This is a genomic window from Prevotella sp. MGM2 (genome assembly GCF_002933955.1).
In the GTDB taxonomy this organism is placed as follows: Bacteria; Bacteroidota; Bacteroidia; order Bacteroidales; family Bacteroidaceae; genus Alloprevotella.
Map to the genome: position 1 here is coordinate 1 of NZ_BEWW01000047.1, position 12596 is coordinate 12596.

Here is a 12596-nt window from a genome sequence, read left to right on the forward strand (position 1 = left end):
TCCATTCCTTTATTTCATATTCAGGAAGATATTTGCGCCATGAAGCGATACACTTGCGCGCTAATTCGGGAAGCGGACCGCGACCGAACCAACAATAATGAATTTTCTTGGGTATCATAAAATTATTTATTATGACGTAACTTATTCCACACAAAAGATGACACAGGAGTGGAATGAATTATTTTTCTTATTAATTCTTTTAATTGCCTTTTTCTATATTTCCTCAAATAAGATTTCAAAAGAGGTTTATAGCATTGATCACCTATTCTTTCATATTCAATGAGAAACCTGTCACGTTCTTCCGGACGGAGACTTGGGTGCTGCAATTGTCCGTTGCCTTTCACAGCCTCATTCACAGGGCGCTCTTCAAAGTTCATATATGGCAAGACCTTTTCGCACAATGCCAATCCCTTAGCTGATGAAGGTAACAATAATGAAATGCCCCATCCTGATGGAATTTCATTTCCCAGATACCCCCAAAAATCCGCAACGGTTATATCCGCTGTCCGTTTAGGCTGAGCATAAGGACAACTATAGCAATTTTCCCTAAATGTAAGACCTGCCATAAAAGCTGTGATATAGGTGTTCTTAGGAAAAATCTGCAACTTACGAGGTATGGTGTTTTCTGTGAAAACACCAAACCTCAAATCGAGATTTGAGGTTTGGGTTGAAAGTATATCACGAAAATGTACTTTCAACTCTCTAGCCGGTGTCTGACCGCATTGCGCGTAAATAAACTCGACATTGTCACGCAATAGTTTTTGAGAAGGGACACCATGACAGACAAGATCCAAACACCAGAGATTCTCATAATCACGATGAAGATAGTTTCTCAAACCAGCTATCTGACAGGCTGTTCCTGTAAATAAGACGTCCTTACCGGCTTTTAAATCCTCCTTCGCCTGCCTGTAGGTAGATCCTATAGAACTTTGCACATACTTGGACCCACGCATCATGTACATCTCTTCCACTGAAGTGAACCTACAATGAGAGACATTCTTATAATTGAGCATAACACTCCCATAGACCACCCCACCGTTTCTTATAATTATCTCTGCGATGCTGCTGGCGGCTCCCCCAGAAGCACTTCCTACTAAATGAGACTCATTCTTACAAGTTGCCGCATAGGCTTTCAAAGGCTCATTCAAATTAACCGGATGAAATACGGGACATACTTTCCGACAAAGATTGCAGTCTATACATTTTGAAGCATCGACTTGTGGATAAACATAACCCGCCGCACCGGACTCAACCATTGAGATGGCTGATTTCGGACACACATTATAACAGGCTGAGCATCCTGTACATTTTTCACGCGAACAAATTTCCTCCATAACTATTTTGTCAAAGCGGTTTGCAAATAGTTGATTGAAAAATCCTTTTCCCTATCCAACCTTTCATAAATATCCGGATAATCCAGTTCTTCAATTACATCCCAGTTGTTGTCCTTTACAAAACGACCACGTATATTTAACTTTTGGAATAAATTGAGGAGTCTTGAATTTTGGCTTGATTTATCATTTTCACTAAAGCGTTGAAACGTATAAAAGTTTTTACCGAAAATAATTGAAAACACTGTCGCATGGAATGAATCAGTTATGACAGTTGTGGCATTTCTGATAGCTGTCAGAAATTCTGACGGACCACCCCACAATACCTCAGCGGCACACTTTCTATACTTCAAATGGATACCCATCATAACCAAATCCAAACCTTTTGCCCTGCAATAATCATGTACGATGTTTAAATATGCCTTATTAGGGGTAAGCATATAACAGAAAACATAGTTCTTTGATTTTATGCACGTTTCGTCAGCACATAGTTTTTCCCAATCCGCTCTAGGCAGCAATAGTGTCGGGTCTGACACTGAAGGGACTTCAGTACCTGTCAATCGAGAAAGTATGGCTGCTCCCTGTTCTTCTCTTACAGACAGATGGGCGAATCGCTTAATTAAAGGTAATGCATTTGCCATCCATTCTTCCGTAACTACATCACTTCCAATACTTGGAGCATAGGCTATTTTTGTTTTCTCTGTGAAATCCAAATAATAATAAGAATTAAACCTCAGAGAAGGATTCCATATTTGATCGCTCCCGCAAATGTAAATATCTATATCATCTGCGATTGTTTCTGGATTTTCCAGTTTCAAGTACAACTCACGGAATCGACTATACGAGCTATTCACACGATGCAAATAATCACGCATAAGAAAAAGCTGTAGCTTGTTTTTTATAGCCTTAGCAATACCTACCAAGTTTCTCTTTGGCCTATATTGGACTAACAATTTCGACTGATCGTCAAGAATAACATTACAGCATTTCAATTTCTCGACAATATGTTGTAACGCATAAGCCTGAAGAAAAGTTCCGCAATTATTATAAGAAATCCAAGTTACTGTTGCAGTCTTCATCATCCTTATCTTCGTAATATAAATAATATCTTATGTTTTATCAGGTTCTTTTCCTTCGTACCAATACCAACAGTAAACACTACACTGGAAATACATAACAGAGAAAGCAATGTACTATAAACGAAAGTTGACCAAGAATCAGGTAACAAATGCTTTACGATAATGGGTAATGGTATGGCAATGGCTGTTACTACTAAAATTTTCAACAACACATTCAAAACAAAACTTTTTATATCATAAGCAACCATGCGCTTCAGTAACAGCAACCGCGCAATGAGTAGAAAAAACGAAACACCCAGATAAACCCAATATACAGCATAGGCAGGAGCACCAAACTTTAAAGCGATATACGAAAATGGCAAGTTCAAAAACAAAATTAAGGAAACCGCCAACTGATAATTCCTGATTTTCCCATAAGCTTTTGCCACTGTGGCCAACAAATTTGACAGGCTGTCTATCATCGCACCTATTATAGCCAACGTACAAAACACATTGCTATATAAAGGAACATTCTTCAACCATATTCTCAATACAAAATCAATGTTAATAAGTATGGGAAAACTCATCATCAGCAACAAATAATAAGAGTACAAAATGCCCTTATTAGTCAATATCATCATTTTCCGCGTCTCACCCGCTGCGTATGATTTTACGATCTGAGGATTAATGGCTGTTTGAAAATTGATGACAAATTGCATGATTCCGGAAATTACCTGCTGCGCTACGGCACGGGCTGCATTGACAACTGGAGAGAAAAAAACATTTAGCAAGATGTTAACTCCCTGTCCGGTCCCAGCCCAAGCAAATTCTCCCAGCGCACTCCATGAAGCAAAATTCAGAAGGTCTTTAAATATTTTCTTATTCCAAGTCAGTGTTACCCGTATCTGTGAAATCTGTTTTTTAGCACAGTAATAATAAAGGAAAGATACAATGATTCCGATCAGCAATAAGAAGAAGCCATAACAAGGTAATTTATCATAGGAGACACCTAAGAGAGCATATACGGCAACCAGCCTCAACACCATCTCAAGTATACCTATATAAGCGTATGCATTCATTCTTTCATGAGATATCAACAACGCCATATAAGGAACTTGAATAATAGAAAGTCCACAAGTTAATATTGTAAAATGAAATAAGATGTAAGCTGAATCGTATCTATCCGGCGGTATGTTCAATAAATATTCAAACAGATATTTTCCTAAAATCTCAGTACCAGCAACTACAATTAAAGCAATAAGCAAATGTATAACTACAGCCATACTGAAAATGGTATTCAACTGCTTTAGAGAACCTCCCCGACCTATCTCAAAGGACAAATACCGTTGAACAGAAATAGCCATTGATGAGTTTACAAAGCCTAACAATGCGACAACACCAGCTACGACATTATAGATACCAAAATCTTGGATTCCAATAACATCAAGGATAACGCGCGATGTATATAATGTTACCAATATCTTAAACAACATCCTAAAATACAGGTAACATGTATTTTTTGCAATGCGTGTTGAACTAATGAATTTTTCCATTTTTATTTCTTCATTCTCACTCCGGCATTTATCCGTTGCTCTAAATTTTATTTTTGAATCAACCGATTCATATAATCAGAGATATGCAGCAGCACACAGGCAGATAATGCAGTCAACACCAGAGCTGACGACACGGCATATATTGGTTCCGAAATCAAAGGGATTACGGCCAATGGCCCTAAAAGATAAACGTGATGAGTAATGTAAACATAAAAACTATTCGCATCAAATGGCTTTAATACCTTCATCAATTTACTTAGTGGCACCTGTTCTAATAACTTTATCCCTCCTAAGCACAAAGCCAAACCTGCAACATCATGCCAAAGCCTATTGAGAGGGTTATCATACTCTAACAAAATGTTCCAATCCAAAATAAGGGTTAAGGCAACTGCCACAATAATTATACCGGACAATACCCATATCCTTAATTTTTCACATGACAGGTTTGTAAAAAAATAGCCTATGGCATACAACCATATCCAGGCATATTGATTTAATTTGAAATGTATCCACCCATATTCTGCAATACCTATTATCAAGAGAATGCTAAAGACAAGGCCGGCTTTATCCTTCAATTGTTGGAGAATTGGAGTCACCACATAACACAAAGCTATGGCTGTCATAAACCACAAGTGATTTAGCCCATTTACCCCCCCGAAAATGCCTTGCATGTCAAAGAGATAGACAATCAGATCCCTCAATTTCACAGAAGTTTCCGTGAAAGCTTTCATTATTCCCAAGCATAAGACAGCAAACAGTACAAAGGGAACATACAACTTCCTTAATCTGGAAGAAAACCATATTCTCCAGTTATCTACATTTTTATGCCCATAAAGGAATCCACTTAGAACGAGAAATATCTGTACTCCTACATTCAGCACCCAAGCCCACTGATTGTCATACGACTGTAAGATATGACAAACCAATATGGCTGTCATGGCCAAAACTCTGAGCACGCTGACGGCATGACTTTGCCCGACTGTAATCCGTTGCATAAAATAGAATATCTGAGTTAAAATTCAATCAAGGCATGTCCCCATCATTTCCGCTTATAGATAGTCCCAGTGTCTTTAATTTTCCTTGCGGGACATCCGGCTATTGTTATATCATCTTTTTCAAAGGACTTGCCGACAATACTTCCGGCACCTATCGCCACTTCATTACCTATCGTAATGTCACCAAACAGCTTCGCTCCCGGACCTATCCAGCAGTTGTCCCCCAACTGTGGCGCGCCTCCTCTGAAAGATGTTCCGATGTTCACACCCTGATGGATATCACAAAATTTACCGATGCGGCTTCCGCCATTTACAACTATCAAGCCATAATGATTGATACGCAAACCATAATCAAATACATTACAAGGAATCTGCAACCCTAAGCGGAGACCTAGCTTATAGTGGCGATACCCCCAATATGTTTTTTTAATTTTCGTCAGAATACCCCCCGTTTAACATTTGAATGGTATTCATGGTATCGTAACGCTCTTTGGAATTTCCAAATATCATCTCCCCATAACCAACGAGGACGTTTGCATTGGGCTGGAATGCCCAATGCCTGTCTGTCTTTCTCTAAGAACGTTTTGAGGTCCTGTTTACTTTGTATCATATCCTATCATTTTCGCAGAACTTCAGAAAAATCAAATATGATAAACTCCCTCAAGCGGACAAATATTGAAACAGTCCAACACGACTTTGCCTTTAAGTTTGTCCCAGTTCATGCCAATGTGGTCATGCTTAACCATAATCACGACCATATCGGTTTCCTCCAGGAATTCATCAAAATCAGAATACTGATTTTCTGCTATTTTCACATTCTCCAAAAAAGGATCATAACATTTTAACGGACGGGCGAGGTGGCGTTCCTGCGCCTCCAAAAGCTGAAGTGTGGGAGACTCGCGGAAGTCATCCACATTTTCCTTGTAAGTGAGCCCATAAAGCCCCACACGCCGGTTGTCGGTAATGCCGTTTTCTTTCATAATCTCATAAATACGGTTGAGAACAAAAGTAGGCTGACTGTCGTTTGTCTTCATTGACTCGTCTATTACTTTGGCCAGTTGTGGATAATCACCTACCAGGAACCATGGGTCAACTGAAATACAATGCCCTCCGACGCCGGGTCCGGGTTGCAGGATATTGACACGCGGGTGCATGTTGCAAATACGGATGATTTCATAAACATCCATATTATCGTGCCGGCAGATGCGGGAAAGTTCATTAGCAAAAGCAATGTTGACTGCACGGAAGGTATTTTCCACGACTTTAGACATCTCTGCCGAACGTATGTCTGTCACTACTATTTCTCCCCGGCAGAAACTGGCATAATACTGCTTTACTTTCTCACCTATCTCCTTATTGTCACAGCCTATGGTACGGTTGTTATGAAGAAGCTCATTGACCATATTGCCGGGAATGATGCGTTCGGGAGCATGCACCAGATGAATGTCCTCCCCTATGATGAAGCCGCTCTCCTCTATTATCGGACGGACATACCTGTCTATCGTTCCGGGACTGACGGTTGACTCTATGACAACCGTAGTGCCTTTCTCACAGACTTTCAACACACTTTTGACCGCATCAACCACAAAGCACGCATCGACTTTCTTGCTGAATTTATCATAAGGAGTAGGAACAGACAAGATGTACATATCTGTTTTCTGATATTCTGTTGAAAATCTGACCCCTCCCTTCAAAGCTTCCTGAAAAAGCGCGTCAAGACCATCCTCCTTGAATGTTGTATGACCGGCATTGAGAGTTTCTACCAAATTCTTATTATAGTCTGTCCCGACAACCTCTACTCCATGAGATGCCATCATAAGAGCTGTGGGAAGACCTATATAGCCCAATCCTATTACGTTTACCATTATATATTTTTTAAAAAGTTCTTCAATGACCAGTGGACAACGATTTTACAATTCTTCCGCAAGCCTTTCCGTCACCATAGGGATTAACCGACCGGCTCATTTTATCATAAGCCCCGGTGTCATCCAGAAGTTCGCTGACACTTCCTACTATCCTCTCATAGTCCGTACCGACAAGTCGCACAGTACCGGCAGCGAGCGCTTCAGGGCGCTCGGTTGTATCGCGCATAACCAATACCGGTTTGCCCAAGCCGGGAGCTTCTTCCTGAATACCCCCGCTGTCAGTCAGAACGATATCAGCCTTTTCCATCAGACAGACGAAACTCAGGTATTCCAACGGTTCTATAAAGAACATATTTCCCAACCCTTCCAGTTCGTCACCAAAAACTTCATGAATAGGCCGACGGACATTGGGATTCAAGTGCATAGGATATACGAAATCCACATCAGGATAACGCTTCGTCAGAAATTTGATAGCCTTGCACATTGAAATGAAACCATCGCCAAAGTTCTCACGGCGATGTCCGGTAATCAAAACCAGCCGGCGGCCACTCTCGGCACGGCTGATATCATAGCCGGCACCGGAAAGCGTTGCCTTAAGGCCGGCATTGAGAGCAGCATCACTTTTTATCTTCTCCACCACCCAATACAACGCATCAATGACAGTATTGCCAGTCACCACAATGTTTTCATCCTTGACACCTTCAGACATCAGGTGCTCACGGCTCAATTCCGTAGGAGCAAAATGGTAAGTCGCAATACGTCCGGTTATCTGCCGGTTCATCTCTTCGGGCCAGGGACTATATATATTATATGTGCGCAATCCGGCTTCAACATGTCCTACCGGAATTTGCCGGTAAAATGCCGCCAAAGCCGCCGCAGTACTTGTTGTCGTGTCGCCATGTACAAGAACGATATCAGGACGTGCCTTATCCAGCACGTCCCGCATGCCGGTCAGCACCCGCGCCGTCACGTCATAAAGGTCCTGTCCCTGTTTCATAATATTCAAATCATAATCCGGTACTATATCAAACAGATGAAGAACCTGATCCAGCATCTCACGATGCTGGCCTGTGACACAGACCTGCGTATTAAACTCAGTTGGATGACTTTGGAAAGCCTTCACCAAAGGCGCCATCTTTATAGCCTCAGGACGGGTCCCGAAAACGAGCATGACTGTCTGCATAAAATCAAACTTTTATCCTATATTTTTATTTATAATTCATCATTTATCGCCGCTCATCCCATCACCTCGACAAACTCCGGCCTGACAGATGCCGCCACGGCCAGTACGCCGTCGAGCACCACCACCACCCGTCGCTCGCGGGCGCCGGTCACCTTCAGGAAGGTTCCCTCCACCCCATCGAGAGCACCTCCGTGGAGACGCACACGCACACCGCGGGAAATGTCCAGTTCCTCAGGCCGAAAATAAAGAAGGTCAGCACGCTCCGCCCCGCTGGATGACAAGGAAATGAAGGAGGACATCTGGTGGGAGGGAACAACGATAGGACGGCCCTTCGGGCGTCCGGAATCGCGGCACGTGAGATATTGCAGATAAGGCAGAGAAACTTTCAGGGAACGGACCACAGAAGCGGAACAGCGAATGAATATCAGATTGGAGACAGCGGGAACCTCCTCGCGCACCTTACGCCCTCCCCGAAGACGGAGAACCACCCGAAGAGGCACGTAATGTTCGATGCCTCTCAGGGAAAGGAAAGAAGAGGCCTGAAGGGAACGGTTGTAAACCGCGCTCATAGCCCACCAATGCTCCTCCGCTCCGACTTCCCCGTCTTCAGAAACAGCCTCCCCCTCACCGATGCCGGAAAGAGCGGAGGACATTCCTCCGGCTCCCCGCTGGCTATACAAACCGGCAGGAATCAACGACTTACAGGAATCAGAGCCTGAATACTCTCTCATAACCGAATATAAAATCCCAAAGGGAAGGACCGGCAAAAATGCCGGAAAAGACCGGAGACGCCCGTGAAAAGGCTCAGACAAAAGCCGAAGCCTCCGCACAAGAGAAAACAGCCGAGGAAAGATCGCGCGCATGACGAACCGCCGCATGAGAGCGGCTGCCAGCAACGCCGACCCCATAGAAACGCTCACCAAGGGAAAGCACCTCATCATACGACAAATCCCCCAGAAGCATGGCATTCAGGCGCAACACCTCCAGGCGACGCAGTGCCACATCGCCCCCATCAGAAGAACCCAGCGGCCATCCCCCGTCAGAGCGCTGGGAAAGCGCATAGAAACGGAGGTGACTCTCAAGAAGCCGCCCGCAGCGGGAATCCACCGCCCCATAGGGGGCAAGCGACATCACCAGAACACGGTCGAGGGCCGCACTGTGCAAAGACTCCGAACAAGACGCGGCAGCATCAAGCAATTCAGACAACCCCGTGGAGCAGGAGCGGGAAAAACCAACGCAAGCCTTAGAACCGACAGAAGGAAACGGACTCTCCACCGCGCTATGGCTGAGAAGATACATCCCATAAAGCAAGTCGCAGCGACACACGAAGGCGCTGCCGCACGCAAAAGCCTCCTCAAGAACACCGAAAAGGCTCTCAAGGCGCGAAAGGGAAAAACGAAGACCGGAAGGAAGACTGCCGTCAAGGCCACAGGCATGAAGTTCGTGAAGACAAACCGCAACCTCCGCGCCCGACACCAAAGAATAAACGTCACTTGAAAGGTACAAACCTGACAGAAACGATTCCAAATAACTATATGTCAAATCATTATCTAACATTAACCGATCCCTCATACACACGTTTCTTTGTTAGAAACCTATACGCGGTTCTTTGTTAGAAACGGGTAAAAATAGGAATGGATATGGCTTTTGTTTTGTTTGTAATCGTTTGATAATAAATATATAGAGTTGTTTTAATGAATGCTTGAGGTGATAAATAAGCCCTCGTTTAATGTAGGGTTGCATGCAAGAGAGATGGAACATAGATTGGGTGTAATTTCAAAAGTGTAAATGAAGTTCTCTGTTGTGTAAGTTCTGCGTTTTTATTGAATGATTTGTAAATATCACAAAATGAGATGGTTGCAATTTTTTAAAAAGGCGGTTTTGGATACTTAGTCGTAATTGCCTGAGAATATTTTGGTATTTATATTTTATTTACTAATTTTGCGGGAAAATACCCGTTTCTAACAAAGAAACGGCAACATTATCTACTTTCTCCTATTATTCTTTTTCACATCATTTTCTACTTCTCAAACACATCCGGATAGCATTTTATACGCTAAAACCAAAAATACAAAAGAAAGGAAAAGGAATACGACTTTCTCCCCCGCTACAAATTTAACATATTTAACTTTCCATTACATTTCGGTATGTTAAAATATAGGTTATAAATATTAGAGATCAAAAAGCCCGTATTGGAATTTCAACACAAATACGGGAAATTTAAATTCCCCGTATCGGAATTTAAAAAAGAAAAAGCAATAAAAAGCCACTGGGACACGCCGAAAAACATACAAAAAAACGGAACTTTCACATGAAAAGTCCCGCCCGCTATTGCAAAGATACGACATTTTCCAGCCAAAAGCAAATTATGTTAAAAGCGCAGGCACTCACTTTTCAAGACAAGAACACGAAAAAAATCAATGCCATAAAATTACAATCCATCACACAGCCCCACACAACATTCACACTTCAATCAACATATTCACACAACAAAACTATTACCAAACGCCAACCGCCTCATTAACAACACATCCCTATCCGGAGACTTAAAACCCGAATCATCCTAAAATATATTTAAAACTTTTTACAACACTCTATTGGTCATTTTACAAAAAAATGGTAATTTTGCACGCCGATTATTATCAAAACAGGCTAAAAACCTGTTTTACTGCATGTTGAAACTGCTGCTTCCATTGGCCAGTCGCAACAGTGCTTAAAGACTTGCAGAACAGATAAAAAATTAGTAGTTACAAAAAATTAAAAACAAAGAAAGTGGACACTTTAAGTTACAAGACCATTTCTGCGAACAAAGAGACCGTAAACAAAGAATGGGTGGTTGTAGACGCCACCGATCAGGTTTTGGGTCGCCTTTGCACGAAAGTAGCCAAGCTCCTGCGTGGTAAGTACAAACCTAACTTCACTCCTCACGTAGACTGTGGTGACAATGTTATCATTATCAATGCCGACAAGGTAAGACTCACCGGCAACAAGTGGAACGACCGCGTTTACTATACCTATACCGGCTATCCCGGCGGTCAGCGCGAACACACACCTGCCAGCATCATGGCCAAACCCAACGGAGCCGACAAACTTCTGCGCCGTGTGGTGAAGGGCATGCTCCCCAAGAACCGTCTTGGTGCCAAGCTCCTCAGCAACATGTATGTTTATGAAGGTGGCGATCACAAACACGAGGCACAGAGTCCCAAAGCAATTGATATTAACTTGTATAAATAATCATCGCATATATGGAAATGATTAATGCATTAGGTCGTCGCAAAAGTGCCATCGCCCGCATTTACATGACGGAAGGTACTGGAAAGATCACCATCAATAAGAGAGATTTGACAGAATATTTCCCTTCTTCTATTCTCCAGTTCGTTGTTAAACAGCCATTGACGCTCCTCAACGTTGCTGAAAAATACGACATCAAGGTTAATCTTAACGGCGGCGGTTTCACCGGCCAGAGCCAGGCACTCCGCCTTGCTATTGCCCGTGCTTTGGTAAAAGTAAACGCAGAAGACAAGAAAGCCCTCCGCGCCGAAGGCTTCATGACACGTGACTCCCGTGAGGTTGAACGTAAGAAACCGGGTCGTCCCAAGGCACGTCGTCGCTTCCAGTTCAGTAAACGTTAATATCGGCCTTTTACTGCTGGATTACGTTTAGCATCTAAATTGATGGGATTTCAAAATGCTATTTTGATGAACTACCCATCAGTTGGTTGAACTAAAAATGCCATGAAACAAACATGGCCCAACTAAAAAGAAAGTAAACGAACAAACAATTATCAAAATGTCTAGAACAAATTTTGAAACATTATTAGAGGCCGGCTGCCACTTTGGCCACCTCAAACGCAAGTGGAATCCCGCCATGGCTCCTTACATCTTCATGGAGCGTAACGGCATTCACATCATAGACCTTCACAAGACCGTAGCAAAAATTGACGAGGCAGCTGAAGCGCTGAAGCAAATTGCCAAATCCGGCCGCAAGGTTCTTTTTGTAGCTACTAAGAAACAAGCCAAACAAGTAGTGGCAGAAAAAGCCACTTCCGTTAACATGCCGTACGTTACGGAACGTTGGCCGGGCGGTATGCTCACCAACTTCCCCACGATTCGTAAAGCTGTCAAGAAAATGGCCAATATTGACAAGCTCATGAACGACGGTACATTCTCCAATCTCTCAAAACGCGAGATTCTCCAAATTTCCCGCCAACGCGCCAAATTGGAAAAGAACCTTGGTTCTATCGCCGATTTGAACAAACTGCCGGCCGCACTCTTCATTGTCGATGTATGCAAAGAACATATCGCAGTTAAAGAAGCTCAGCGCTTGGGTATTCCCGTATTCGGCATTGTCGATACCAATTCCAATCCCAACTGCGTAGATTTCTTGATCCCTGCCAACGATGACGCCAACAAGAGCATCGAGGTGATTCTTGACGCCTGCTGCGCAGCTATCGCCGAAGGTGTTGAAGAGCGCAAGGCCGAAAAGGTTGACACCGAAGCTGCAGGCGAAGGCGAAAAGCCAGCCCGCAAGCGCAGCGCCAAAGCTCGCGTTGAGAAAGAGGAAGCTGTAGCCGAAACTGAAGAAACCAAGGAAGAGGCTAAAGCCGAATAA

At 43.1% G+C, this 12596-nt stretch carries 13 protein-coding genes and 2 pseudogenes; 3 read left to right on the forward strand and 12 right to left on the reverse strand.

All coding sequences use genetic code 11. The features are described from left to right. The 12 genes and pseudogenes from C5S62_RS13740 to C5S62_RS13440 form a co-directional block, all read right to left on the reverse strand. Positions 1-118, reverse strand: a pseudogene (locus tag C5S62_RS13740) (capsular polysaccharide synthesis protein); the annotation flags it as partial. Between the two features lie 4 nt (positions 119-122). After that, positions 123-1136, reverse strand: a complete 1014-nt coding sequence (locus tag C5S62_RS01110) for a Coenzyme F420 hydrogenase/dehydrogenase, beta subunit C-terminal domain (RefSeq protein WP_223301090.1) — start codon at positions 1134-1136, stop codon at positions 123-125. A 30-nt stretch (positions 1137-1166) separates the two neighbouring features. After that, positions 1167-1334 (reverse strand): annotated as a pseudogene (locus tag C5S62_RS14090) (4Fe-4S binding protein); the annotation flags it as partial. A gap of 2 nt (positions 1335-1336) precedes the next feature. Then, positions 1337-2413 carry a polysaccharide pyruvyl transferase family protein gene (locus tag C5S62_RS01115; protein ID WP_104403698.1) on the reverse strand — a complete coding sequence of 359 codons (1077 nt, stop codon included), beginning with the start codon at positions 2411-2413 and terminating at the stop codon, positions 1337-1339. 2 nt (positions 2414-2415) lie between these two features. Then, positions 2416-3942 (reverse strand): lipopolysaccharide biosynthesis protein, encoded by a 1527-nt coding sequence (locus C5S62_RS01120; protein ID WP_133159441.1) that lies wholly within the window; start codon positions 3940-3942, stop codon positions 2416-2418. A gap of 47 nt (positions 3943-3989) precedes the next feature. Continuing rightward, positions 3990-4937, reverse strand: a complete 948-nt coding sequence (locus C5S62_RS01125; protein WP_104403700.1) for an acyltransferase — start codon at positions 4935-4937, stop codon at positions 3990-3992. A 44-nt stretch (positions 4938-4981) separates the two neighbouring features. Continuing rightward, a complete protein-coding gene (locus C5S62_RS01130) occupies positions 4982-5260 on the reverse strand; it encodes a hypothetical protein (protein WP_223301087.1) in 279 nt (92 codons plus the stop codon). A gap of 113 nt (positions 5261-5373) precedes the next feature. Then, on the reverse strand, positions 5374-5547 hold the full coding sequence (locus C5S62_RS13435) for a hypothetical protein (RefSeq protein WP_190311532.1): 174 nt from the start codon (positions 5545-5547) through the stop codon (positions 5374-5376). A 31-nt stretch (positions 5548-5578) separates the two neighbouring features. After that, a complete protein-coding gene (locus C5S62_RS01135) occupies positions 5579-6802 on the reverse strand; it encodes a nucleotide sugar dehydrogenase (protein ID WP_104403702.1) in 1224 nt (407 codons plus the stop codon). A gap of 22 nt (positions 6803-6824) precedes the next feature. After that, positions 6825-7985, reverse strand: a complete 1161-nt coding sequence (gene wecB, locus C5S62_RS01140) for a non-hydrolyzing UDP-N-acetylglucosamine 2-epimerase (RefSeq protein WP_104403703.1) — start codon at positions 7983-7985, stop codon at positions 6825-6827. Positions 7986-8038: 53 nt separating this feature from the next. Next, entirely contained in the window at positions 8039-8716 is a 678-nt protein-coding gene (locus tag C5S62_RS01145) for a UpxY family transcription antiterminator (protein WP_172485892.1), read from the reverse strand. 73 nt (positions 8717-8789) lie between these two features. Continuing rightward, positions 8790-9557: a hypothetical protein gene (locus C5S62_RS13440; RefSeq protein ID WP_172485891.1), complete on the reverse strand. Its 768-nt coding sequence runs from the start codon at positions 9555-9557 to the stop codon at positions 8790-8792. Between the two features lie 1200 nt (positions 9558-10757). On the opposite strand from C5S62_RS13440, the gene rplM reads away from it, so the two are divergent. From rplM to rpsB, 3 genes are all read left to right on the forward strand, one after another. Beyond that, positions 10758-11219, forward strand: coding sequence for a 50S ribosomal protein L13 (gene rplM, locus C5S62_RS01160; RefSeq protein ID WP_104403707.1), 462 nt, complete (start codon positions 10758-10760; stop codon positions 11217-11219). Between the two features lie 11 nt (positions 11220-11230). Beyond that, on the forward strand, positions 11231-11617 hold the full coding sequence (gene rpsI / locus C5S62_RS01165) for a 30S ribosomal protein S9 (protein WP_104403708.1): 387 nt from the start codon (positions 11231-11233) through the stop codon (positions 11615-11617). 157 nt (positions 11618-11774) lie between these two features. Next, the gene (gene rpsB, locus C5S62_RS01170; protein WP_104403709.1) at positions 11775-12596 is read left to right on the forward strand and encodes a 30S ribosomal protein S2; all 822 of its coding nucleotides are present in this window, start codon (positions 11775-11777) and stop codon (positions 12594-12596) included.